The sequence below is a fragment of the Nostoc sp. FACHB-110 genome, from assembly GCF_014697425.1.
Lineage (GTDB): Bacteria > Cyanobacteriota > Cyanobacteriia > Cyanobacteriales > Nostocaceae > Nostoc_B.
The window spans coordinates 1-23344 of record NZ_JACJRU010000045.1; the positions used below are offsets into that span (position 1 = coordinate 1).

A 23344-nucleotide genomic window follows, 5' to 3' on the forward strand; every position below is an offset into this window, starting at 1 on the left:
GTCAGAAATACCCTTAAACGGCTGCCCATACCCCTGTTACCCTAGTAGACACATTTATGTATTTACTTATCTTTACACAGTTTGGTTTTTTCACCTTGTTCTACTTACTGGTTTAGCAAACCAAAATTGCTGTGTAGACCCAGCAAGGGAGCAGGGGAGCAGGGGAGCAGGGGGGAATGAAAATACTTTCTCCCCTGCCCCTCTGCCCCTCTGCCCCTCTGCTGTCCACCATGCAAAGTTGGGTTGCCAGACAACTACAACATCAGTACCAATTAATAGTAATAGTGTGGCTGTAACTCCAGGTAAAAAAGTAAACATAACATTGCCTAATCAACCGATTGTAACCCTTAATAGGACGGCGAAACCGATAGGCACAACATTACAACGGGATGATGCAAATGCTCTGGTATATGGGTTAGCTATAGCTCGAAGGCAAGGCACAATTAAGCCTAATTCGGCAACCTGGAGAAAGGTACAAGATGCGATCAAGCTTTTAAGACAAGGACACAATAGGGAAACAGCGATGGCACGTTCTGGTGTTGATGCCGATTTGTTCAATCAATTGATTCAAGCCGGAAAAATTTAACGCCCTTGTTTTGCAATTTATTAGAGTGAAAGCTTACCCGTGAAAACCCCAAATACGCCAATTAAAAGAATGAAACATTCATCGAGAAGTAGCCTAGTTTTGAAAAGGGTTAAAAAACACCAATATCTCTTGTATATAATTGGTGCATCTCTCTTCTTAATGGTAATAGAAAAAGTAGTGTCTGGTTCAGATTATGGCTTATTTAGAATGACAAGAATAGCTTTATCGTGCCATTTTAATACACCTTGAATTAAAGGAATACTAAACATAATAGATAAACTACTCACTGCCAGCATATTTGTAGACTTCATAGCTAAATCTATAGAAACTATGAAAGAAATTGGAGATGTAGGACATGACCCACCAAGACTTGTCATAGATCAAGTTTTATACAGATATTTGTTCATCCTAATATTATTCGTTGTTCAAAGTATTTTGTTTAACAATATTTCAAATGGTTGTAAGTAGTTGAAAGCGAAAATTCTCATGATTCACCTTCTTAAAATACTAATTTTAACAGGAGCGATCGCTCTTACTAGTGTCTCTGCTGCCACTGCACAACCAGCGACAACAACATATACCCAGGACAAGTATCAGGGTTCTATACCCGATTGGTCAAAAATAACCTGGGATACACTACCACTAATTCAACAAGCGGGATTCATCAAAATTCCGCCCAAATTAGTCTCGGTGTTTGGTTACGACCCCTCGCGCTCATGGAATGCCGGACAGAAATCGGATTCGGTGGTGATGCTGGGGGATGCGGATGATGCTTGGGCGCTAGGGGATTTTACGTTAGCAGGAATCAAAAAAGTTGCACTGCCTTCACCATCAAAGAATTTGCCACCAACTTTAAAAGATGTGGGATTCATGAAGTGGCAGACGACTCAAACACTCGTCAAAGCTATTCCCAGACTGGGTACTCTACAGGTGAATCAAGTTCAACCAATTTTGGCTCTATTTGGGAAATCGGGTTATCTGCCATATAACTGTTCATCCGGCACAATCAATGATTGCATTAGGACTAATCCAGAACTTGGTCAAAAAGTATTAGGTAATATCAATTTAGAGGATTACTCGACCTTATCAATTCCCGGATTAGAAACGACCCCAATTCGGAATTTTGCGTCTTGGCAGCAGACGTACATCAATCAAATCCCGCAATTGAGCTTTGTACCGTTTGATAAAATGCCTCAGCCAGTCAATTCTGGGCAAGGGGTCGTGGGTATTGCTTCAGTGGTGTTTGGTTCTCGTGAACAAGGAGAAGCGATCGCTGACTCTTACTTTATCTCTGGAAGTGTAGTCCGAGGAGATCGCACAGTAACAAAAGCTTGCACAGTCGGGAAAAAGTGCGCCTACCTGGAACTGGGAGATTTTACCCCCAATGCCGGATTGTACGGTAAACGATGGGCAAGTGGGACTGATTCTCCACTGGTAAAAGGTGGTTACGGGTTTTTGGCGGCGGTCAATGGCGGCAAAGAGCCGACAGGAAGGCTTGTTTATGGTAATGGGTTTAAAGTCGTCCTTACCAATACCAATGAATCTGCCGGGACGGCTGATTTTGCACTGTACTTTAGAATCTGCGCTCGACCGCCGTTTATGGCTAAGACCTGTACACCCTACTTTATTGGCCCAATACCCTGGATACCTGTAAAGGAAAATGATTTGGTGATCGTGGGAACAGGACGATGAAATCAATTCGCAATTCGCAATTCGCAATTCGCAATTGGGAGAAGCATTAGTATGACGACGCAGCAACAGCAACAAGCTTCTATTAAAGAATACATTCCGTCAGGGATAGAAACTGCGGCGTTAGCCTCCTTCTCTAAAATGAGGCAACAGATTCAAAACCCGAAAACCATACTAGAAAGGACGCGGACGCATCCTAACTGCGAATTGCGAATTGCGAATTGCGAATTGGTGTTATCGCCTGCGCTGTTGGGGCTGGTTGCTTGTGGACTGATAATTATCATGGCCAAATACTTAGATTCTGTTGGCTCAAAAAATCAACTAGCGACAGCAAGATGGGGAGGGGTGAGAGAACGGAATGCGGCACGGAAAATAGCTTTAAAACAACTGCGAAGACGCAAACATAACCGTGTAGCTTTGTACGTTGGGACACCAACAGGTACAACAAACCAGTTTGTGAATGAGCAAATTATTTCACAGATTCCATCTGATTTCAAAACTATTTATATCCCAGATGCCCAAAGGGGTGTGATGGTAATCGGTGGGCCGGGTAGTGGGAAGTCGTTCTCAATGCTCAACCCCCTGATCCGTTCGGCAATAGATCAAGGTCTGCCACTAATTTTGTATGACTTTAAATATAGTGAGCAAGAATCAGCAACAGCAGACGCTAAAGGACAAGCACCGATTCTGGCTGGCTATGCTCTGGAGCGTGGATATGACGTAACAGTGTTAGCTCCTGGCTACGGAGAATCTTGCATCGCCAACCCTTTAGACTTTCTGCGAGATGAAGAAGATTCAGAAATGGCCAGACAATTGGCGATTACGATTAACCGGAATTTGAAGCTGGGAGATCAGGATAATGGAAATAGCTTTTTTACCAACGCCGGGGATCAGCTGGTACAAGCAATTTTGATGTTAGCAAAAGGGACAATGTACCCAGATATCATGATGTGCCAAGCAATACTGGGCTTGCCGAAGCTAGTAGAACGCATCATGAAAGCTGACCTCAATTTCTTGGTCAGAGAAGCATTTTCACAGTTTGTGTCTGTCGCAGGTTCACCAGAAACGGCAGCAAGTATTGTAGGAACAGCCAGTGGTTTATTTAGTAGGTTTATGGTTCCGGCGGCACTGGCGGCTTTTTGTGGCAAGAGTAATATCCCACTGGATCTAAAAGAAAGACAGATGATTGTCTTCGGGATGAACAAGGAAAAACGGGATGTTATAGCCCCCTTACTAGTATCAATTTTACATCTAATTGTGAGTCGGAATGTAGCCAAGAAACGGTCTGAGCCTCTAATCCTGGCATTAGATGAATTACCAACGTTGTATCTTCCGGCACTGGTTGATTGGTTAAACCAAAACCGGGAGGATGGGCTAGTTTCTATCCTGGGCTTACAAAACTTGTCAATGTTGCAAGACGCTTACGGAGAGCATACAACTAACGCCATCTTCGGTGGTTGTGCAACGAAAGCATTTTTTAATCCTAATGATGATGTGTCTGCGGAAAAATTCAGCAAATATTTAGGAGAAGAAGAAATTAGATATAACCAAAAATCCCGGAGTTATGGAGGTAAAGGAGGTGCGAACACGTCAGTCTCACAACAAAAAGCTACACGCAAATTATTTGATGTGAATCAATTCAACACTTTGAGAGAAGGTAAGGCAGTCTTAATGAATCCTGGCTTTTCATCCCGGAACCAAATCAGTCTTCCACTGCTGCATCAATTTAATATTCCAAATGCAGAAATAAATTCGCAAACATCAGCAATTAAACATTGGTATGAGTTTCAACAATATTTAAGAGATTTATCGGTTTTAACTACACCAACTTCGGAAGAAATGCGTTTAAGACGAGAGGAAGCTGAACGACTTTTACCAATGTTTGATAAACAAGAACTAGTTCAAACAATGGACTTTTAGCCAAGTCGCAAGTTGCAAGGACGCTCGTTCCGACGCTCGCAGACTCGCTAACGCTGCGCTAACGCTGCGCTAACGCTGCGCTAACGCTACCGCTTCGCTAACGCAAGTCGCAAGTCGCAAGTTTCAAATTAAAGTTGATTCATCCGATGAAAATTAGGTAATAATTAGAAAAAAGAAAATTCCATTACTTTGGCTTTTAATTACAAGTTTGATGCTTGGCATAGCAAAATTTTGTCACAACTCTTTTAAATCGAGTACCAAATTTAAAAAGAATAGCTTGCCGAATTTTGTTTTTTAATTGCGACTTGCGACTTGCGACTTGTTATGTTCCCTGTTCCCTTTAAAATTCACTTATTTAATAGGAATTGACGAATGATAGATTACCCACTGAATCAAAGAGATTGGGAAGTTATTTCTAAATTACCCCCAGAAATTGCCTCACTCGCTGAGAGATATCCGTCAGAAATTCTGAATACGGCGGATTCATGGGATGAAGAACCATTTCCGAATGGCTATATTCCCGAATCCATTGAAATTTATTGTGGTGATGAAGAAGTAGTGTTTATTATTGATGGGTTACTAGACTTTTATCAACCGATAAATATTGGGAGAAATTCAACAACGCTTACTGTGATGATTGATAGCAATTTCGCTTACATCGAGATTGAAGGTAAAGAAATTCTCAACAAACTCGGTGGAGTCATTCTGCCTGATGTGATTACTTCTCCTGAAGCCATGATGACGGAAATAATAGGAGAATTATCATGATTGAAGCAGGGGATGCTAATACAGTAAAAAATGATTACCTGGAAACGCTGGAGACTTTGATTAATCGCATCAAAATTAAAGCTAATGAAAAAGAAATTGATGCGGGGAATCAAATTTCTATTTACGCAGGAACTAAGAAAGTTTATCAAGGTGTCAAAGGTGAAAAACCGACTCTAGACAAACTAAATCCTGAAGTTGTTGACCAGATTCAAAAAGCTGTGAATGAGCCACATAACCTCAAAGGTTCAATTACCATAAAGATTGGGAAGCAAGAGGTGTTTAAAGTTAGTAATGGTCAAGTTGTGAATGACAAACTGGGACTAAGTGGCGCAGTTGTCCAAAAACCTGCATCAAAAGAGCGAACATACACTCTGGCTGAACTACAAAAACAAGTTGATGTCTTAAAGAATAAAGTCAGCCAGCAGGAAAAGACGATTACTGAATTAAGCGGTCAACAAAATAAGCAGACCCTTGATAAACTAACTCAAGAAATAGCTTCCTTAGCCGATTCTGTAGCTAAACAACAAAAACTGATTGAAGCAGCTCAAAAGTCTTTAAATGGAATGAGTCTGGTTAAACCCCAGAATACTATGCTTCAAAATTGGATTGGTTCAATTGAAACCAAGGTTAAAGAAACGGGTAATTCATTACTAGATGGAGCCAAAAATAAACTCCAAGAAGTCGGCTTAAAAATCAACGCTCATGTTCGCTCTGTTAAAGGGAAAATGATTGAATCAGCAGTGAGTGTGCTATTAAATAAACTGGGTGAACGTCAAAAGGATGGTTCGTTATCTTTTAAGAGTAACAAGTTTGAATTTCATCAAGAAGGCAATAATATCACGGTCAAAACTAAGGATGGGAGAAGCGTACTCCAAAACGGGGAAATCGCTCCTCAATTACCACCTGCTGTAAGAGAAGATGCGGATCAGCTTCCGGAAAAGGTTTTTCAATATATAGATAAAGTCGAGCAACACAAGCAAGAAACTCTCCAGTCCAAGCAAGCAACTCCATCGCTGTCTCGTTAACTTACAAGCTCTTGGTTTAGACGAATGTTGGCATTTGTGGCTAAACCAAGAGCTTTTTAAAGCGTATTCAAGTATTAATAAAAGCTTCATTTTTTTGGATATTTTATTATGAACCCGATTGAATTTAAGAATAAATGGAATTTATCATATCTAGAGTTAGCTGTAATTTTGGGTTACAAGGGAGATCGGACTGTTCGTGAATGGGAAACAAATAACCAGCTTCACCGCTATCCCCAACCTCCAGCAAATGTTGTCTGTCATCTATTAGATCAAAAATGGCAACAACATGGCAAAAACATCATTATTGGCTTAAGTTTAGCTCTCAACCCGATTGAGTTTAAGAATAAGTGGCAGCTTTCATACGTGGAACTGGCGATTGTTTTAGGTTACACGAGCGATCGCACGGTTCGCAGTTGGGGGGCAACAGGACAGTTTCATCGCTATCCGGCGGCAAGTGCCTGTGTTGCTGCTTACTTGTTAGATCAACAATGGCTGGAACACGGTAAAAAAATCATTCCTTATTTTTGGATTAAGGAGATTGCCTAAAAACGTCAATCAATAGACGCTTTTTGTGGGAAAAAAGTGATGCTTTTTGAGCCTTCCTAACTGTAGAGAAAACAGTTATTTTTATATCTATAGACAATTCCAGGAAGTTCCTAAGCAGGGAGGTAGAGGGGTTGAAGAATTAACCAGAGGGCAAGTGGCGCAGATGATGAAGCCTGTGGTGTCATCTCGGCAGTTACAGAAATACCTAAACATTGCGCGATTATACATTCCAGGCTTTGAGAATTTTACAGATCCAAAAACCAATGGACTAAACGGTTACGCCAAATTGAACCGTTCTCATATTCGGGTGCTTCAAGAAATTCGTTCACTTGCCCGAACTCAAACTTTAGCAGATATAGAACAGCAATATAAACAACAGAGGTTGCGCGATAAAGTATGAAAGCTAAAGGAGAAATAGTTGCTGTGTCATCTTACTCTTCACATAAACCCAAAACTCAAGCCCAGATTTTCGCGTCAATTATCGGGAAATGGGGAAGGAAGTACCAACATCATCTGTATGCAACTGGTACAACTTTAATAGTGAGTAGCCAGACATTCCCGGCACAGGCATTTGGACTATTCAACCCGACACAACTAGCACTCGCTTGTATGTTTAAGAGTAGTGGAGCGACAGGGAATACGATTTTAAGTACTTTACCAGGAGTGATTAATGCGGCGATTACAGTGATGTTATTTGTTTATTTTGTCGCGTCGGGTGTGAAGGTGGCGAACGCTATAGGTGATGGGCAAGAAATCACTCAGGTAATACAGCAGCCTGTGGGGATTTTCTTTGTCACATTAATACTGTTTATCGCGCAAAGTATTCTTTTTAGTGGAGTTACAGAAAGCTGCTAAAAACAAGTAAGAGGTCGGAGGTCGGAGGTCGCAAGTCGCAAGTGTTTTGAATGCAAGTTCTTTTTTCTTCAATTACTTCAATCAGGGATTAACAATCGTTAATCCTTTTTGTGCTAAGTAAGTCGGTAAGAAAAACCTAACTATATTACGAAAGATTAACTAAGCTAAAAGCTTCTTCCCTCCTGCCTCCTGGCTTATCCTAACAATAAATATTCACGATGACCTACTTATGACAAAACCAATTAAACCGATTAACCAATCGTTAGGAAAGAGTGCCTCAATAGGGTTGTTTACCGGATTTCAGTATGCAGCAGCCTTATTATCGTTTGGTGTGGGATTTTTCACATCATTTATATTTGGAGTGGGATTAGTCTGGAGTATATTGTGTGGGTTTTGGGTGGCAGCAACAGTGTTGATTTTATCGGGTAACAAACCTTACCTGTTTTGGTCAAGGATATTTCCACGTCCGCCTGTATGGGCGAGAGGATATGTGCGTTATTCTAATCCACTGTTGAAAAACAAAGTTGGCAGTAAAAAACTCAAAAAATTGTGGTAAGAGACTTGTGCAGGGGGGCAGAGGAGCAGAGGGGCAGGGGAGAATGGCACGCTTGTTAAGCTAAAGGGTAAACAGCGTAAAGATTGCTCCCAGTGCAGAGGGGAATTTTTATTTATTGAGTTTCTATGCCTAAAATTTCTTCTTTCTCCCCTGCACCCCTGCACCCCTGCCCCGAAGCTGCCCTAAACAAACAAATAAGTAAATGAATCAATATTGTGGTGAAACAAGCTAATAAAGCTAAGAAAATCAGTGCGTTTGAAGATGCCCTAGACCTAACAACAATGGTGCGACTGCAAAAAAAGGGCTATATCGTTGGCGCATACTTGTTAAGCAAGAAGTTGCTAGGGGAGACAGACAACACTTTACAACTGGTATTCGGTTATACTTGCTCAGGGATTCATCCGATGTTTTCGTCGGATGAACAAGTTGAGGCAATAGCAGATGCGTTTTATCAAGGCTGTAAAGAAATCCCACAGAGGGAAAAATTCACCTTCAGATGGAGTTCATTTTGTGAAGAGGATGGAATAGTAGATTCCTATCGTCAACGCTTAGATGAGCCGATATCAGATGAAAGCGAGTTTTTGGACTGGGGGCAAGTGGCGCGACTTCAAGAACTAACAAGTAGTCGGCATCGAAAAACAATCGTACTATCTATATATAGTACCTTGACTATTCGACCGGGAGGAACAGAATCGGGGGATGCAGTAGATAGAGCAATAGTTAATTTCTCAAACTTTTTACAAAGGAGATTTACGCCGACAGGAGCGACAGAACTAACAAAGAAAAATCTAGCAGCTGTCCTAGAAAAAGCAATGGATGTGTCCTTGCGGCATAAACAGATTCTAGAAAGTATGGGATTACAGCCGATTGTAAAAGACGAGGTGGAGTTATGGGGTGAATTATGTCGAAATGTTGGGGCAAAAAAAACTCATGTACCGCACACATTAGTATGGGATGAGAACGGGCTAAGAGAAGAGTTCTATCAAAATGAACCATCAGACTCATCCCACATAGATCCGCAACACGCAACAAGTGTACTATTAAATCGTGGGATACCTGTTGCAAACGAAAAGTGGGTTTGCTTACCAACACATAAATATGTTGGCGTGATGGTACTCAACCAAAAACCAGAAGCATTTGCGTCCGTGGAAGACCAACTACGTTTTTTGTGGAATATTCTCTCGAAAGATGTGATTTATGACATCGAAGTAATAACGGAGGTAACGCCGTCAGATCCAAAAGTAACGCGATTGGCACAACAATTAATTACCAGACGCGCCCACAATACAGCCAACGCAACTAAGGGGAAAACCGTAGATGTGGTGGCACAAATGAATATGGAGTGGGCATTAAACGCACAAAAGCAACTGTACACAGGGGATACGCCGCAAAATACGGCATTGGTGGTACTGGTTTACCGTGATTCACCCGAAGAAATTGATGATGCCTGTCGTCTGATATCGGGCTATGTTAACCAACCTGCGGAACTGACACTAGAAAAACAATATAGCTGGCTGATCTGGTTAGAAACATTGATGATGCGTCAGCAGCCAATGTTATCAACGCCCTTCAATCGCAGAACAACTTTCTTTGCCAGTGAGCTAATCGGTTTTACGAGCGTGATTAAAACAGCCACAGGAGATAGCAGAGGCTGTGAGTTGATTGCCGCAGAAGGTCATTCACCTGTTTACATTGACCTGAGAAAAACCGAAAACCTGATGGTGATTGGGACAACGGGTAGTGGTAAATCAGTTCTGATTGCTTCTATTATTGCAGAATGCTTGGCGATGGGGATGTCGGTGTTAATGATCGACCTTCCTAATGATGATGGTACGGGGACATTCGGAGATTTTACCCCCTACTTCAACGGTTTTTACTTCGACATCTCCAAACAGTCTAACAACTTAGTCCAACCCCTAGACTTATCGAAAATTCTTAAGGAGCAAAAAGCCGAGCGTATCAAAGCACACCGTAACGATGTCAATCTGATCGTCCTGCAACTGGTACTGGGCAATAATAAATTTGATGGTTTTTTGGCTCAAACAATCGAATCGTTAATCCCGCTTGGGACGAAAGCGTTTTATGATGATCCAGAAATTATTGAACGTTTTGAAGCAGCCAGAGTTGGTGGATTGGGTTCTGATGCGTGGGCGAATACCCCGACGCTGGTTGACATGGAGCGATTCTTTTCAACCGAGTATATTCATTTAGGCTATGATGACCCCAATGTCGATCAGGCCCTCAACTATATTCGTTTACGCCTTCAGTATTGGAGAGCTAGTTCAATCGGGGATGCCATCTGTAAACCATCTACATTCCAGACGGACTCAAAGCTGATAACCTTTGCCCTGACTAACTTGCAATCTGATAAAGAAGCGGAAGTATTCGGGATGTCTGCATACATCGCCGCTTCGCGTCAATCCTTGTCTAGTCCGAACAGTGTGTTTTTCATGGATGAGGCTAGTGTACTATTACGTTTTTCGGCTTTGTCGCGTCTTGTTGGTCGTAAATGTGCGACGGCTCGAAAATCCGGTTGTCGGATCATGTTGGCCGCCCAAGATGTGATTTCCATTGCCAAATCAGAAGCGGGAGAGCAAATCTTACAAAATATGCCGCGCCGATTGATAGGCCGTACCGTTGCTGGTGCGGCTAAAAGTATTTCCGAACTGCTGGGTATTCCTTTATCTTTAATCGAAAAAAACGAAAACTTTACACCGAATCGCCAACAACTATACACCTTATGGTTGATGGATTATTACAAGACTTATATTCGCTGTCGTTATTATCCTTCTTCTCCACTACTGGCATTAGTCGCCAATGGGAAAGACGAACAAGCTGCCCGTGATAAATACAAAAAACTTTATTCTGACAAATTTGAATGGCTGTCAGCGTTTGCAAAGTATTACGTTGATTGTATTCGTCAAAGTAAACCACTTTAACAATTCGCAATTCGCAATTATAAGAGCGCAATTGCAATATTTTACAAAGGTTGATTAGTTAGGATTAGTTAATTTTAGAGTTTAGAGAATTAGTTATGGTTTATTCGAGGAAATCAGTATTATTAACGGGTTTATTAGTCAGCAATTTATTACTAGTTACTCCGGCGTTAGCTGCCGAATCTCCCGAACCCAAGAAAGAAGAAAAATCATTTTTATTACAGTTTTTAGAAACTTACAACGGTTTACAAGAATCGATTGACAAATACCGTCAGGATTTTAGTATTAGTTGGTCAAATATTATCAAAGATGTTGATGGTTTAATCAATAGTACCAAAGGTGATTTAGGGACTCCCGACCCCACAAGTGCAGGTGAGCGCATTCGTAAAGCGATTGAGAAAAACAAACAACAACAAGACGCTACGGTTGTCCCGACGCTTGATTCTTCACCAGAAATCGATGGGCGTAATGCCGAACGTGACTTTCACCAACAGTACACTCTCGGTCAGTCACAATCTGTGTTGGGTGCGAATGGTCAACGAATTCAGAGACAAGAAGCTGAAATTTCTAACGATGCTGTTGCTAGTACCTCTGATTTAGCCGATACTGCCCAGCAAGATGTTGTGACCCAAGACATTCTCAAGAAAATTGCGGCTCAAAATTTGCAAGCCACTATCATTAATAAATCCCTACATTCCGAAGCTCAAAAACAAACCAGGGCATTAGCCACAGCTAACATTAATTTGGCTGATATTTCTAGCCGTATGGATGAACAGGCTAAAGAACAAGAACGTCAAACAACTGCTGCTGTTCGTTCTGCTGTTCTCTCTAGTGCTGCTATTGATGCTTTCTGGTCAAACCAATAATTACAATTCGCAATTCGCAATTCGCAATTCGCAAGTTAAAAGTTCCCAATTTGCAGTCAAGATAAAGTTTAAAGTCCATCAAAAATTGGTGGATTTTTTTATAGCTTAAATTTTGGTGATTGCTGCTGATTCTTCAGTGCTTCTTCTTTCATTTGTCTAAAGATTTTTCGGATAATTAGTAAAGCCTTTGTCTTGGGGTTATCTTCAGTTTCAGAATGCTCCTCAAAATATGATTTGGTATACATAGCCAAGTTATAAAAATCCTGGTAACTTAAAAGCTCAATTTGTTCTCGATATTTCTGTGATTCTTGAATTGAGTTTTCTGGTTCTGGGTAATGTGATTGTATGTCCTGTAATGCTTGAAGAGTTTGGTGATTCTGGAAAGCTAACTGTTGTTGATACTTTGTTATTTCCTTGGTTAAAGCTGGTACTACTTCGGCTAAGACAGCACTGACTTGTCTTTGTTCGACAAATCGCGCGATCGCGTCTACAGTTTTTTGTACTAGTTCTGGTGTGATTACTCTTGGAAGTTGAGAGTTTAACTGCTCGGTGGTTTCTTGATTAGTTTCGTTTTCTTCCAGAGAATCGACAATGACTTTTGTCGCTTCAGTCGTTACTAATTTTTCTAGAAGTGTTTGCTGTAGATTTTGGATAATTTTATGATCACTGACTAATTCCTGTTGATATTCAAATACTTCATTGGTCAGGGATGGTAAGACTTGAGCTAGGGCAGAACTGATTTGTTTGCGTTCTCCGAAATTAATAATGGCATTTATAGCCTTAGCGGAAGCTAATTGTAGTTTGAGTTTTTGGTCGAGGTGATGGAGTGCCTTGTTTTCATTTACTAATTCCTCCTGATAAAGAACTAACTGCTCAGTAATTGACGGTAAAACCTGGGCTAAAGTTGATGAAACTGCTTTTTGTTCAACGAAATTAGTAATAGCATTTATAGCCTTAGCTGAGGCTAGTTGTAGTTTGAGTTTTTGGTCGAGGTGATGGAGTGCCTTGTTTTCATTTACTAATTCTTCCTGATAAAGAAATAACTGCTCGGTGATTGAGGGTAAAACCTCAGCCAAAGTTGATGAAACTGCTTTTTGTTCGACGTAATTAGTAATGGCATCTATAGCTTTGGCTGAGGCTAGTTGTAGTTTGAGTTTTTGGTCTAGCTTATGGAGTGCCTTGTTTTCATTTACTAATTCTTCTTGATAAAGAACTAACTGCTCAGTGATTGAGGGTAAAACCTGGGCCAAAGTTGACGAAACTGCTTTTTGTTCAACGAAATTAGTAATGGCATCTATAGCCTTGGCTGAAGCTAGTTGTAGTTTGAGTTTTTGGTCGAGGTTATGAAGTGCCTTGTTTTGGGAGGTTAATTCTTCTTGATGAAGAACTAACTGCTCAGTGATTGAGGGTAAAACCTGGGCCAAAGTTGACGAAACTGCTTTTTGTTCAACGAAATTAGTAATAGCATTTATAGCCTTAGCTGAGGCTAGTTGTAGTTTGAGTTTTTGGTCGAGGTTATGAAGTGCCTTGTTTTGGGAGGTTAATTCTTCTTGATAAAGAACTAACTGCTCAGTGACTGAGGGTAAAACCTGGGCTAAAGTTGACGAAACTGCTTTTTGTTCAACGAAATTAGTAATGGCATCTATAGCTTTGGCTGAGGCTAGTTGTAGTTTGAGTTTTTGGTCTGAGTTATAGAGTACCTCTTGCTCTTGAGGAAGCGGCTGGGGAGAGGAGAGTGCTAGGTCTACCTGATAATTTTGATTTGCGTCCAGAGGTGTATTAATAGAATTAACTACAAACTGAGAACGCAAATCATTAATCAGGGTTTTTATTTGTTCAACATTGATTGCTCGTGCAATTTGTTTGACTTCTAAAAAGTTAGCGATCGCGCTTATAACCCGTTCATAGAGCCTTGATCTAAGATGGACATCAGTTGTTGAGTGGTCAACAATTGTTGTATGAGATTCGAGAGATTTTGCCCCGATGTGCGCTGTTCCCTCACCTCGAAGGTCACTTGATGTACTGCTTGGGTTAAGTCCTCTAATGTGGGCTTGAGGTTGCTCGATTCTTCTTGGTTGAGGGAGTCGGCTAGTGTCTCCAAGAACTGAGTCAGTCCCGATTGCAACTCGTTGAGATTCTCGGTTTGGCTCGTGGAAAACTGCTGGATTGTTTGATTCAACTGTTGATGGTGAATTTCCAACTGATCGATTTTGGTGGAAAGTTGTTCCTGGTTGCTCAACAATTGGTCGAGTTTCTGGATTAACATTGCTGTTTGTTCTTGTGGTTGATTGTTGGGGTTGTTGATGGTTGTCATGATCGGGTTCCTTAATAGGTGAGTTTGGGGAAGAAGTAGCTAACTTACGTTGGGCTTCTTCAGATGTCAGCTTACGCGGTGGTTGGTAAGCTGTTTTTTGTGGTGGTCGATTTTGATATTGCCAATCTCGTAAAGAACGAGCTTCATGGCTTAGTCGTTCATAGGCTAATGCCCCCTGTGCAACTAGAAAATCATCTACGCCTTTGTCTGGCCCTGGCAGCGTTATCACTTTGACAGAACACCCTTGCCGATGCAGCAACCAGCCAGTTGTGGAAATATCTCGCTTAATGTTGACAATAGTTTCTGGTTTGGTTTCGTAGTCAAAGCAGAATTTAATTTCTCTTTTTGGTGTGGCGAAAACTGCCAATTCAGGGGCAAGATAAGACTTACCAATTTTCTGACCGAACTCATCTTTGGGTGAACGGTATCCGGCAGATATCCCCGGCAGTCCAATAGCGATATGACCCTGGCTTAACAAAGAAGCGGCTTTTTTGGCTCCCTCGGTGATAGTGACTGGTAAATTATGTTTCCAGACACAGAACCAGAAACCACAGGCTTTGTCGCTATCACTAGGATTAATTTTGTGGAGAGCATAAATACGTTGGGCGATCTCGTCTGGGACATCCAATAAAAATATACTTAACTCAACTTTGGGGGGATGCTCATATTTAATGAATTTGCCAGGAATTACCTGCCCCTGAACATCTTTTTTGGGTCTGGGTTGATTTGGCTTGTAACAACCCCATTCTTTAGTTGTTGGTTTAAAGCCTGGGGCAAGTGAAGCAAAAGAGCGTGGGTCAACACCGGAATTACACCACCAACCACCAGCATCAATATGAGAATAGAGTTCTAAAAATCCCTTGGTTAAGCCTCCGGTATTTGTACGCTTGAGCTTGTCACTAATCATCAAGCGATTCCAAGCTTCATGTTCACCACCGACATAGCTAAAGTGAAGGCTTTCAAAGTTTAATGCCGCAATTTGTGGGTGAATTGCGCTTTTTTCGACTAATTCTTGCCAATGTTCAGGGTCTAAATGGTTGGGCGCTGGTTCAGCAGTCCACCCAGCAAACTTTGCATGATGGCAAGCAGGGGGGGCTGGGGAAGCAAGGGGGGCTGGGGGAGAAAAAGCCTTTTTGTCAAATAGTTCTTTCTCCCCCTGCTCCCCCTGCTGCACCTCTCCCCCTGCTTGACCTACACCGCAAAATTGGGCTGGTTGCTCAATAGCTGGAGTCCAAAACGCTTGTGTTGGGATGGGCTTTTTGGGGATTGGTTTTTCTATTGTTGCAAAGTCTGACTTTACAGGGGTCGGCTGCTCTTGAGGAGGCGTTTTTCTGACTACTGTTGATTTGATTTTTACTACTGGTGGCGTAACGGTACTGACAACTGGTTGTTCTACCGTTTGGGTCTTTAATACTGGTGGTGCAACAGTGCTGACAACTGGTTGTTCTATAATGAGCGAAATTTCCTGATTAGAAGATGCCCTCTCCTGTTTTACTTGCTGTCTGAGTAACTCTAGTGCATTTTCTTTCGCTTTGGACTTTTGGGCTAACTCCAGTAAATATTGCTTATCTTCGGTAAAGATTTTGACATTATCTTTAGCTCGGCTGACAGCTACATAAAAACTCTCTTGCCCAATGGTGTAATCGGCAGCAATTAAAGCCCTTTGTGCTGTTTTCCCTTGTGAGGAGTAGGTTGTACTTACCAGCGCATAGTCGAGATTGTGTGCCTGTTTGAGGTCAATAGTTTCTGTGCGCTCATTGTCGAAATATTTGATGGAGGCAGTATTACCATTAATGGCTGTGACCAAAAACTCTTGACCATTGCGCCTTTGTAGTTGGCGCGAGTTCTTTTTCCATTGCAAGACTTCACCAACGGCAATCTCAATTTGATTGCACTGGTAAACTGCTTTATCAAAAAGGGGATCTACCTGTAATTGCTTACCATCTGGGGCAAGAAGCGTCAGAGTATCTGTATCTTTGCCCAGAACTTCGTACAATTGACCTTTCTCTAAGCCGCGACGAGAGTAGTTACGTGTGGGCATAACAAATTCACCCACTTCATAATTATGGGTGTACCGCATTTGTACTTTTGTGAGGTTTTTCGCTTGCAATTGAGTAATATTAGCGATTGCGCCTAAACTTCCTTCAGCTTTTAACTTGTTTCTAATTACCCCTGTGAGTGCTGATTTTTCGGCATTTGTGCCAGCTAGTAGCAGCGTTTGTTCACGCTCTGATCGTGACAATGCCATGTACTCACTAGCTATGGTTAAAAGTTTTTCATCTGGTGATACTTCTTGGATGCTACCGATGGAATCTAGCTGCTGGAAACCTGCTTCTACTCTGCCTTCGGCAATTAAATCGACAGCAATCTTTAAATCGGGGTTGCGTTGTCTGTTGGATTGGGTGAGGTGTGCAGTTTTCATTCCGGCTTGCTGCAAACATTTAAAGGGATTGCCAGCTTCTACTGCCGAAAGTTGTTTGATATCGCCTACTAGCAATACTCTTGCGCCTTGTTGGGTGGCTTGTTCTAACAGAGCATGGGCATCTTTGGCTGATAATAACCCAGCTTCATCAACTACCCACACTTGGTTTAACTGTGGTTGTGGCGGTGGTTCGGATACCAACAATCTGGCCACAGTTTCGCCAGAGATGCCCAATTCTTCACTTAACACTTTAGCCGCCATTGATGAGGGTGCAAATGCTTTGATTGTGTACCCTGCTGATGCAGCGATCGCTTGGAATTCTTTGAGGGCGAAAGTCTTACCCGCACCAGCAACACCCTGCCACGCCACAAACTGATCACAAGTCGTCAACGCCATCTCTACTGCTTGCCGTTGACCTTGATTTAACAGGGTTTTTTCTAGTTGGCTTTCAATCACCTCTGGGTGAGAAATGGGAGAAAATTTTTGCTTCCCTTGCTCCATCAACTCGATTGTCGCTATTTCTCGCTCTACTGCTTTTAAGGTTGTGTACTGTTCTAATCCAGGTAGAGCTATTACTTGCGGGTGCTGTTTCAGGAGGGGTTCGATTGCCGTTACATCTGTCGCCAACCTTTCACTGAGTATGAATTTGGCAATATCCTCAAACTTAAACGCCACATTTCTTTCACTGCAATGCGCTATAGCGTCTTCTAAAATCTGATTAATATTTTTTTGGTTGTTAGGGGAATTATTTACTTGGGGGTTTGATTCATAAGGTTTGACAAAGCTGATCCCTAATTTTTGAGCTTCTTCGTGCCAAAGGGAAAGCAGTTCATCATGTGATACTAGGTGTTTGCGTTGTCTGGTCTTATCCCAGACCTTCTCCCGTTGATGCCAATCTGAATCTAATCCACACTTGGCTATTATCTGCTGTCGTCGCTTAGAAAATACCTGTAAATCTTCTTCCTTAAACCCTTTAATTTCAAACTGCCCGTGTAACTTTGGCTCAATCTCATACCCCAGCTTCATTACCTCCGATGCTAGGTAACTCTGGTATGCCATCCCTAAAAACTTCTTATTGGCATATATCTCACTATTGACCAGACCGTACCATTTTCCATCGGGTGTCTGCGTCGTATTCATCACCAAACAATGGGTGTGCAGGTGTGGGTCTAATGAACGGCTCTCAATATGGTCAAACTGTGCGACCAACAAATTACCTGTGCTGATCCTGTGGCGTTTGTCTGCTTCAATCACTCTTGTCGTGGCATAACGTTCTTCCATCAGAGAGATTGTTTTTTCCAATGCCTGATGGTGTGCGTCGATCAATCTAGTGTCTCCACCCACTAACGCCATCAAACTTACACTCTTGGGTGCAGAAAATGTACAGTCTATCGCTGCTCTACGGTTTTTCTGGTTTACCACCCTGGCATTTAAATGCTCTTTGCCGTCAGGTGTTAGTCCTTCTATGACATTTTTGAATGCTTGCTCATTATCGATTGCCCCTGACAAACCTAATTTTTCGGACGCTTTACCACTCCAGCGAGACTTCCCCTGGTGATAGTAGTTCTTGATGAAGTAGTTTATCGCCATCTGGGAAGAGACGTTAACACTGGTTAGCATCGCTCACCTCTCGAATGAGCGAAACATAACTTTACTTCTCTTTTCTTCAGTAACAGGCGATCGCTGTTGAAGTCACAATTACTTCTCGACATCAAACCAAAATAAATTTGATGCCGCTTGAAAAAAATTTTGTGACTTGTCCAGTTCAAAAAAATTTTTCTCCACAGTTTTACTTGTCATTTAATATAACAAATTAATCAAAAAACTTACCGCCAAAGATGGCGTACTGTGCGTCACAAAAGCTGAAATTCCTGCCCTACCAACTTAGAACTAATTTAGAACCACCATAGAACTATTAGCGAACTATATTAGAACTATTTAGCCCAAAAAAAAATTTTGTGAGTTCAAAAAGTGAAATTTTAGAACTATTAACAAATCATTTACTAACTAAATATGGAGTATCCTAGAACAATATGCGAATCGTTTGCGAATCATTTGTGAACTAAAATAGAACTTTTTCACTCAAAAATCGCCCAAAATATGGATAGTAATTTACTACCGGCAATGTTGACGATTGACCCTGGCGTATCAGACACCAAAGCAATCTGGAGAGTCACTCCGTTTAAACCCGAACTGTTGATGATGTCACCGGAAGTTTTAGAAGTATCGGCAGAGGAAATAAATTTTTATAAGAGCCGACGAATCACCTCACCTGAACCAGAGAATGAATCTTGGGTTGAGTGTGGTGAGAGTTTGTATGCGGTGGGATTTTTGGCACAGAATATTTTTGATGCGCGTGTTGCTTTCACGCAACCTAAATATGAATGCGCTCTAGCTAAAGTTTTAGCAGCAGTAGGAGTCATGGCGATAAAAGAGGCACTACCGGACACGTTTGATTTAGCGTTAGCCATTCCACTTCCTTATAGTGAGTGGGCAGATAGAAAAAAGTTTGAGCGCGATGTGTCTACAGCTTTGTCAAAATTTTCGTTCTGTGACAAGGCGATGTCGGTAAACTTAAAGGTATTCATATCTGTACCTGAAGGCGGCGGTCACGTTATGTGCCGAGGTCAAAAACTAGGTTCGGCTTTCAATCAACAAAAAATAGTCTCTTGTATGTGGGGGTATAGGGATATATCTATTCTGGTGTTTGATAAAGGAGTGATTAGCGGACATACTGAACCGTTAGGACTATTCAAACTAATTGAGATGGTGCAAAGCCGGATTTCGGGTTATAGCTCTCGACAACGGGAAAGACTATTACTGGAAACTATTCATGGAGTAGGCAAGGACATCAAGACTAAGAATTTTAAACATTTGGCTTTATCAACTAATGCGGCTCGAAAATCAGAAGAGGCTGAACAAATAGCTGATGTAGTTCGTGCTTGTCGAACTGAATATTGGGGTAAAGTAGCGCGATTCTTCCGTACCCATATTAGTGAAACTGCCGACGAAATTATTATTGGCGGTGGCTCGTTCGACTATTATCGTGACGACCTGAAAACGTTTTTCGTGCAGAACTATCCAAATGCTCATATTTCGTGGGGTGCAGAGCTTGAAGAAGATGTACGTGTCAGTTTCAACATTGGGAATAAATCAAAATCACTTTGTGCGCGACTGACGGATGCTTATGGACTATCAAATTTTTTACGTAATCAAGTCTGTGCTATACCAACACTAGGGAGTACAGCCCGATGAATAACTACAAAACTTTTGTGATTCGATTGCAGGTCAAAAAAGGAAGTCAGGAAGAACAGCTTTTAGAATTCCTGAATAATGAAGCTGCCCGACCCTTCAGTAAACCGCAAATGGTACTGCTGGCTCTCAAGAGCTTTTGGCTGACTCTCTCATTGGCACATAACAAACATCCCACAGAGCAATTATTAGCATCTCTCAATCAAGGTGTTTATCTATGGAAGCTACAAGAACAGTATTTACGGAAAATCGTTGGTGTGGAATTTCCAGCACCAACAACTGACGACTTAAAAGGAATTGAGTCGTTAAGAATTGCTGAATTACCACCGAATGATGAGGTTGAGCAGAGAGCATTCCAACCTTTTGGTGACATTGTATCGATTAAATAGAGGTTTTTTATGGTTCAACGTCAAGAATTTCTCAACTCTCTATCCGACAACGAAGTTTCAGCCTCTCTTGCCGCCTGTTTTTTAGAAGATAAACCTGACTATTCCCCCGAAGAAGTCGCCTTATTCCAAGAATGCCGTTCTTTGATAGAGGCAGGTTGTACTTACGAAGAAGTGACCAAACACTTCAGTAATAAAAATTCAACTACACCTGTGATTGAAGAATCAACTTCTACCACTAAACCGCGCAAAAATAAGTCCAAAAAAGACGAGCCAGAAAAACAGCCATTAGACATTTCTGGTGATGTTGGTGCAATCACCATCGCTTCGGAAACTGAGTTAGCTAATTTGGTTGACAAAATTACCGATAAACTTGTTGAGAAAATTCCCCCTGGCTTTGTCAAACAAATGTATGTTCAGAAAGCTGTGGCTAAACTGGCTGAAAGTCCAGAGGAAATTCATGAGTTCTTTGTTCAACTAGAAGATAAAATCATGGGGCAACTTGAGGGAAAGTCCCCAATGCAAATGATGTTGGAGCGAGGGCGAACGAAACTGTTACCCCATTCTTCGACCAAATCAATTCAATTGCCACCAGAATCAGAGAACGATACGAATATCAGCTAACACAAGAGATTGCTGCTAGAGAACGTACTATCGATATCCAAATTGATCAGGCAAGCGAAGAAAAAGCTGACTTTTTAGCTACCCAGAGGCTAGAGAAATTGCAAGCTTGGGTTGAAGCTGCAAAAAAACGTTCTTTACTGATGAATAAATTCAAATCTGATTTGTTTTGGATTGGGAATTGGATTAGCACTGGTAATAAAGCTATCATCCTTTACTTATTGGGGATCGGGATTTACACCACACTTGGTTTTTTGTGGGGGATTAATGCTCCAACTTCGATTGCTTGTCCAAAAATGCAGTCAAGTTGTTATTTCTGGCGATGGAATAAAAATCAAGTTGTTCTGCCAGAGCAAGCTAAACAATTGATTGAGGAGTACGAGAAAAACAAGGTGAAAACCAAAATTAAACCTTCTCGTCGTCAACAACGTAAATGATTTTTATAAGCGGGATAATCTCAAAGCTTTACAAAACAATTCAAAATTCAAAATTCAAAGTTCAAAATAAAAAATACTCAAAAACCTTTAGTTGTAGGATATAAGCCCACTTCAAAAAAAGATATCTTGTGAGTCGCGTAGTGCGAGAAATGAGGCATTCTTATCACAAGCCAATGGCTGTCTTCCGTGAGTAATAATTTTGAATTTTGAATTCCTTATTTTGAATTGGAGCGAAGCGACTTACCCGCTTTATTCATTATTTTGTCGTCAATTAGTTTTTGAATAAGTAATGTCATGAACGAAATACAACAACTAGAAACTTGGCAAGCCTGGGATGAAATTAACTTATCAACTCCCGAACTACGCCAGCAACATTTGGAAATTCTGCTGTGTCAAAAGTTGAAAAATGGTGAAGATATTTCACAATGTCTTCAAGCATTAGAACATTTAAAAAATCAAAAAGTTGAGCATAAATTGTCAGAGATTTATATCAAGAAAGTTAGAAACAAATACCGACTAGAAATTTTAGAAAAAGTAGGAGTAATTGCAATGGTTGTTTTCATTGCCTTCACCTGCTCTCTGGCAGCTTTTCATATTGTTAACTCCTCTAGTTCTAACAATCCGACAATTTTCCCCAAAAAGCAGACGACAGTTAATAAATTGCCCAAAACTATAAAGCCGATTGAAAAATTGGACTAGCAAGTATTTTTGATGACTTTGAAATTCAAAACACTCAAGCAATTATGGAAATCATTATTTTCTTGTCTGGACTTGCTTGCATCATTTTATTGATTTGGCTCTCTCAATTCTTCTTCTCTTCACCGCCTGAGCAAAAAACTCGTCAAAAGGTAGAGTATCGAGAAGGAGAGCCTAGAACTTTAGAGCCTCCAAAGCCGAGTGAACCACCATTAAAAGAAGTCACACCAAGCCCACAATCATCAACCTTAACTCCAGTACCATTAAAAGAACTTCAATATTTTTATGATCAGCATCATAAAAACATTGAACGTGCTAACAGTATTTTGCAGGAATTACGCAATCAGTCTATTAAACCTAAATTGCCATTAGTGATTGGTACGCTTCGACAAACTACACCATACGTTTTTGAAGAATTACTTTTAAGTTGTTGCCTGGATCAAGGTTGGGAAATCCGACGTAACACGAACTATAGTAACGACGGTGGCGTTGATGGTCGTGTTTTGATTCGAGGAAAGCTTTATCTAATTCAGGCTAAACGCTATACAGACCACATCAAATCAGAGCATCTTCACGACTTTCAAGAAGTAATTGAGGCCCAAAGAGCCGATGGGGGATTTTTTATACATAGTGGAAAAACAGGCCCCTTATCCAAAACTGTTCTGAAGCAATATCCTCAAATTGTTCTAATTAGCGGACAACGACTTGTTAACTTTGTTTTAGGAAAAAAGCTCAAAATCGTTGGGATTAATGTCTGAATTTTGACAAGTTTGAAAATTTTTTTGTCCCAGAAAGCCCTGTATCCTAGTTGCTGCATCTAGTCTAAAATCAAACAATAATTCCCCTATCGCAGTTTGAAAAACTATGATGTGTGCGGTAAATAGCATTACGGTTTGTTCTCCTGGCTTTGTTAGAAGTAGGGAGTGTCCTTATCGAAAGGTAGACTGCTGGGTTCTTCGTTATTTCTGAGGTCTGCTTCCATTTGTTGGCGGCGTTGTATATATGTTCGACTGGAAGCACGTAACCTATTCATTTCTTGCTGACCAAAATTGATTCCTACTGCTGCTTCTCGCTCTGATACTCGATTATAGTTATCAACATCAATTTTCTTACGCCTCTCCATTTCTTCTAGCCAGCCTGGACTAGCCCCCTTTCTAAGTTCAGATTCAACGTATTCGGCTCTAAGAGAACCATCAGGGTTGAACTGTTGTTTTTCTGTAGGAGTGAAGAAATCGTAAGCAGTGTAAACAGGCCAAGGTTCGGGATCTGTTTCGTCTAAAAGTTTCCATTCATCATATTCTGCTTTTAATCTAAGAGCATAATCGTCAATTGCTGCTTCACTCATCCCCTCGGATAACATTTGTTGTTTAGCTTCAATTTTCAAAGTCCCATCTGAATTAAATTCTTGACGATTCATGTTGATCCAGCGTTTAATTCTCGACATATATAACCCCTAAAATTTTTAATGA

General features: G+C 41.1%; 19 protein-coding genes. 17 read left to right on the forward strand and 2 right to left on the reverse strand.

Going from position 1 to position 23344, the window contains the following annotated elements:
* Positions 1-286 precede the first annotated feature (286 nt).
* The 11 genes from H6G69_RS27820 (at position 287) to H6G69_RS34180 (ending at position 11747) form a co-directional block, all read left to right on the forward strand.
* Positions 287-586: a hypothetical protein gene (locus tag H6G69_RS27820; RefSeq protein WP_190692356.1), complete on the forward strand. Its 300-nt coding sequence runs from the start codon at positions 287-289 to the stop codon at positions 584-586.
* A 486-nt stretch (positions 587-1072) separates the two neighbouring features.
* The gene (locus tag H6G69_RS27825) at positions 1073-2278 is read left to right on the forward strand and encodes a hypothetical protein (protein WP_190692357.1); all 1206 of its coding nucleotides are present in this window, start codon (positions 1073-1075) and stop codon (positions 2276-2278) included.
* Between the two features lie 51 nt (positions 2279-2329).
* The gene (locus H6G69_RS27830; protein WP_242072206.1) at positions 2330-4195 is read left to right on the forward strand and encodes a type IV secretory system conjugative DNA transfer family protein; all 1866 of its coding nucleotides are present in this window, start codon (positions 2330-2332) and stop codon (positions 4193-4195) included.
* 372 nt (positions 4196-4567) lie between these two features.
* A complete protein-coding gene (locus H6G69_RS27835) occupies positions 4568-4963 on the forward strand; it encodes a hypothetical protein (RefSeq protein ID WP_190692358.1) in 396 nt (131 codons plus the stop codon).
* Positions 4960-5988, forward strand: a complete 1029-nt coding sequence (locus H6G69_RS27840; RefSeq protein WP_190692359.1) for a hypothetical protein — start codon at positions 4960-4962, stop codon at positions 5986-5988. The genes H6G69_RS27835 and H6G69_RS27840 overlap by 4 nt, the downstream gene beginning before the upstream one ends.
* 108 nt (positions 5989-6096) lie before the next feature.
* Positions 6097-6534 (forward strand): hypothetical protein, encoded by a 438-nt coding sequence (locus H6G69_RS33590; RefSeq protein ID WP_199336310.1) that lies wholly within the window; start codon positions 6097-6099, stop codon positions 6532-6534.
* 46 nt (positions 6535-6580) lie between these two features.
* Complete coding sequence (locus tag H6G69_RS27850; RefSeq protein ID WP_242072207.1) at positions 6581-6934, forward strand: hypothetical protein; 354 nt, start codon at positions 6581-6583, stop codon at positions 6932-6934.
* On the forward strand, positions 6931-7389 hold the full coding sequence (locus H6G69_RS27855) for a hypothetical protein (RefSeq protein WP_190692360.1): 459 nt from the start codon (positions 6931-6933) through the stop codon (positions 7387-7389). The genes H6G69_RS27850 and H6G69_RS27855 overlap by 4 nt, the downstream gene beginning before the upstream one ends.
* A gap of 229 nt (positions 7390-7618) precedes the next feature.
* Positions 7619-7945 (forward strand): hypothetical protein, encoded by a 327-nt coding sequence (locus H6G69_RS27860; protein WP_190692361.1) that lies wholly within the window; start codon positions 7619-7621, stop codon positions 7943-7945.
* 404 nt (positions 7946-8349) lie between these two features.
* The gene (locus H6G69_RS27865; RefSeq protein ID WP_242072208.1) at positions 8350-10884 is read left to right on the forward strand and encodes a helicase HerA domain-containing protein; all 2535 of its coding nucleotides are present in this window, start codon (positions 8350-8352) and stop codon (positions 10882-10884) included.
* A 95-nt stretch (positions 10885-10979) separates the two neighbouring features.
* Positions 10980-11747, forward strand: a complete 768-nt coding sequence (locus tag H6G69_RS34180) for a hypothetical protein (protein WP_242072209.1) — start codon at positions 10980-10982, stop codon at positions 11745-11747.
* Between the two features lie 98 nt (positions 11748-11845).
* On the opposite strand, the gene mobF is transcribed toward H6G69_RS34180, so the two are convergent.
* On the reverse strand, positions 11846-18103 hold the full coding sequence (gene mobF / locus H6G69_RS34185) for a MobF family relaxase (RefSeq protein ID WP_242072210.1): 6258 nt from the start codon (positions 18101-18103) through the stop codon (positions 11846-11848).
* Positions 18104-18583: 480 nt separating this feature from the next.
* On the opposite strand from mobF, the gene H6G69_RS27880 reads away from it, so the two are divergent.
* From H6G69_RS27880 to H6G69_RS27905, 6 genes are all read left to right on the forward strand, one after another.
* Positions 18584-19738, forward strand: coding sequence for a ParM/StbA family protein (locus H6G69_RS27880; RefSeq protein ID WP_190692362.1), 1155 nt, complete (start codon positions 18584-18586; stop codon positions 19736-19738).
* Positions 19735-20124 carry a hypothetical protein gene (locus tag H6G69_RS27885; protein ID WP_190692363.1) on the forward strand — a complete coding sequence of 130 codons (390 nt, stop codon included), beginning with the start codon at positions 19735-19737 and terminating at the stop codon, positions 20122-20124. Before H6G69_RS27880 ends, H6G69_RS27885 begins: the two co-directional genes overlap by 4 nt.
* Positions 20125-20133: 9 nt before the next feature.
* Positions 20134-20745, forward strand: a complete 612-nt coding sequence (locus H6G69_RS27890; RefSeq protein ID WP_190692364.1) for a hypothetical protein — start codon at positions 20134-20136, stop codon at positions 20743-20745.
* A gap of 98 nt (positions 20746-20843) precedes the next feature.
* On the forward strand, positions 20844-21179 hold the full coding sequence (locus H6G69_RS27895; protein WP_190692365.1) for a hypothetical protein: 336 nt from the start codon (positions 20844-20846) through the stop codon (positions 21177-21179).
* Positions 21180-21473: 294 nt separating this feature from the next.
* Positions 21474-21878: a hypothetical protein gene (locus H6G69_RS27900; protein ID WP_190692366.1), complete on the forward strand. Its 405-nt coding sequence runs from the start codon at positions 21474-21476 to the stop codon at positions 21876-21878.
* A 44-nt stretch (positions 21879-21922) separates the two neighbouring features.
* Entirely contained in the window at positions 21923-22633 is a 711-nt protein-coding gene (locus H6G69_RS27905) for a restriction endonuclease (RefSeq protein ID WP_190692367.1), read from the forward strand.
* A 152-nt stretch (positions 22634-22785) separates the two neighbouring features.
* Here the strand turns inward: H6G69_RS27905 and H6G69_RS27910 are convergent, their stop codons facing one another.
* Complete coding sequence (locus H6G69_RS27910; RefSeq protein WP_190692368.1) at positions 22786-23319, reverse strand: hypothetical protein; 534 nt, start codon at positions 23317-23319, stop codon at positions 22786-22788.
* Positions 23320-23344 lie beyond the last annotated feature (25 nt).

Bases quoted from the DNA above. Each gene is read 5' to 3' on its own strand.
- H6G69_RS27825 (WP_190692357.1), top strand. From the start codon at position 1,073: ATGATTCACCTTCTTAAAATACTAATTTTAACAGGAGCGATCGCTCTT.
- H6G69_RS27830 (WP_242072206.1), top strand. From the start codon at position 2,330: ATGACGACGCAGCAACAGCAACAAGCTTCTATTAAAGAATACATTCCG.
- H6G69_RS27835 (WP_190692358.1), top strand. From the start codon at position 4,568: ATGATAGATTACCCACTGAATCAAAGAGATTGGGAAGTTATTTCTAAA.
- H6G69_RS27840 (WP_190692359.1), top strand. From the start codon at position 4,960: ATGATTGAAGCAGGGGATGCTAATACAGTAAAAAATGATTACCTGGAA.
- H6G69_RS33590 (WP_199336310.1), top strand. From the start codon at position 6,097: ATGAACCCGATTGAATTTAAGAATAAATGGAATTTATCATATCTAGAG.
- H6G69_RS27855 (WP_190692360.1), top strand. From the start codon at position 6,931: ATGAAAGCTAAAGGAGAAATAGTTGCTGTGTCATCTTACTCTTCACAT.
- H6G69_RS27860 (WP_190692361.1), top strand. From the start codon at position 7,619: ATGACAAAACCAATTAAACCGATTAACCAATCGTTAGGAAAGAGTGCC.
- H6G69_RS27865 (WP_242072208.1), top strand. From the start codon at position 8,350: ATGTTTTCGTCGGATGAACAAGTTGAGGCAATAGCAGATGCGTTTTAT.
- H6G69_RS34180 (WP_242072209.1), top strand. From the start codon at position 10,980: ATGGTTTATTCGAGGAAATCAGTATTATTAACGGGTTTATTAGTCAGC.
- mobF (WP_242072210.1), bottom strand. From the start codon at position 18,103: ATGCTAACCAGTGTTAACGTCTCTTCCCAGATGGCGATAAACTACTTC.
- H6G69_RS27880 (WP_190692362.1), top strand. From the start codon at position 18,584: ATGGATAGTAATTTACTACCGGCAATGTTGACGATTGACCCTGGCGTA.
- H6G69_RS27885 (WP_190692363.1), top strand. From the start codon at position 19,735: ATGAATAACTACAAAACTTTTGTGATTCGATTGCAGGTCAAAAAAGGA.
- H6G69_RS27890 (WP_190692364.1), top strand. From the start codon at position 20,134: ATGGTTCAACGTCAAGAATTTCTCAACTCTCTATCCGACAACGAAGTT.
- H6G69_RS27900 (WP_190692366.1), top strand. From the start codon at position 21,474: ATGAACGAAATACAACAACTAGAAACTTGGCAAGCCTGGGATGAAATT.
- H6G69_RS27905 (WP_190692367.1), top strand. From the start codon at position 21,923: ATGGAAATCATTATTTTCTTGTCTGGACTTGCTTGCATCATTTTATTG.
- H6G69_RS27910 (WP_190692368.1), bottom strand. From the start codon at position 23,319: ATGTCGAGAATTAAACGCTGGATCAACATGAATCGTCAAGAATTTAAT.